We start from the raw sequence: 1,169 nt of genomic DNA, 5'->3' as shown, positions 1-1,169 counted from the left end.
CGGATGTCCCGGTGCTGCCGCCTGCGAGAGCCGAGCCAGTCATCATTGCAAGCGCCATAGCGCCCATGGCGAGCATCTTGAAGTTCATGGAATACTCCTCCTGTTAAAGCTACTCCGGTAGCAGCTTGTTCCAACAACTCCGTGCCTCATAAAAAGTTTCGCCTGCGATGGCGAATGCCTAACCGTTCGATGTGGGTAGCTTAAGTGGCCCGCCTCGTGGCGAAAAGAGCCCGCCTGGAATGGGATCACGGGCGGTTGAGGCAGCCGTGTGACTTTCTGGTTACAGACAAGATCGTTAGCGCCCCCTAACGTTGGGTGCCGTAGCTTTGGCCGCCGGGGATTCTAATGAAAAGCTTTTTGCTCGCATCTGTTTTCGCCCTCGCACTGTGCGCCCCGGTGATGGCTGCCGATATGGTTTCGCCTGTAGAAACCCCAGAGTGGACTTGGCAAGGGCCTTACGCTGGCGTCTTCGGCGCGGGCACGCTTGAGCACTACAAGATTCACGAGCCTAATATCGATGCTAGTGCCACACACAGTGTCGGATCGGCCACCGTTGGAGGTTTCGCCGGCTACAACTTCGAAGCAGGCAAGGTCGTCTACGGTCTTGAAGGTGAACTTGGCTACCGCTTCAAGAAGAACACTTTCGACGACATTCCCGGGCCGGGCGTCCTCGATGCATCAACCGGGCTGTTCGGTTCCTTAAAGGGYCGAGTTGGCGTGGATATGGGATCATATCTACCGTTCATCACGGCAGGTGTCACAGCAGCGAAGCTGAAGACTTTCTATCCTGGCGGCCCTGCAGAGCGCGATGCGACAATTGCCGGTGGCATAGTGGGTGCCGGTGTCGATGTGGCACTTACTCACAACGTCTTCTTACGTGGTGAGTACGATTTCTCCTTCTTCGGAAAGAAGTCGCTGGACTATTGCGGCGGCGGGTGCACGCTTGAACACACGGTTCAGACGCACGACTTCCGCGTCGGCATCGCCATAAAATTTTAAGCCGATAGGGCATTTGTTCCGGCGGTCTTGGGGCCCTGTCGGAACCGTTCCCTAGCGAAGGGCTGATCTAGTTCATCGCTGCGAACCTGGCTGACGTTACAGCATTTGAGCCCGTGCCGCATGCAGGGACTCAAACACGAAACCGCGATTCAATCAGCATGTGCTAAAAC

1 protein-coding gene is annotated in these 1,169 nt (G+C 56.3%); it reads left to right on the top strand.

The window, feature by feature from the left end; translation table 11 throughout:
* The first annotated feature begins 345 nt into the window (after positions 1-345).
* On the top strand, positions 346-999 hold the full coding sequence (locus tag AC1DX0_RS36165; RefSeq protein ID WP_477223821.1) for an outer membrane protein: 654 nt from the start codon (positions 346-348) through the stop codon (positions 997-999).
* Positions 1,000-1,169 lie beyond the last annotated feature (170 nt).

Source organism: Mesorhizobium sp. P3_A9 (assembly GCF_056402975.1).
This window is presented reverse-complemented; position numbering and strand designations above follow the sequence as displayed.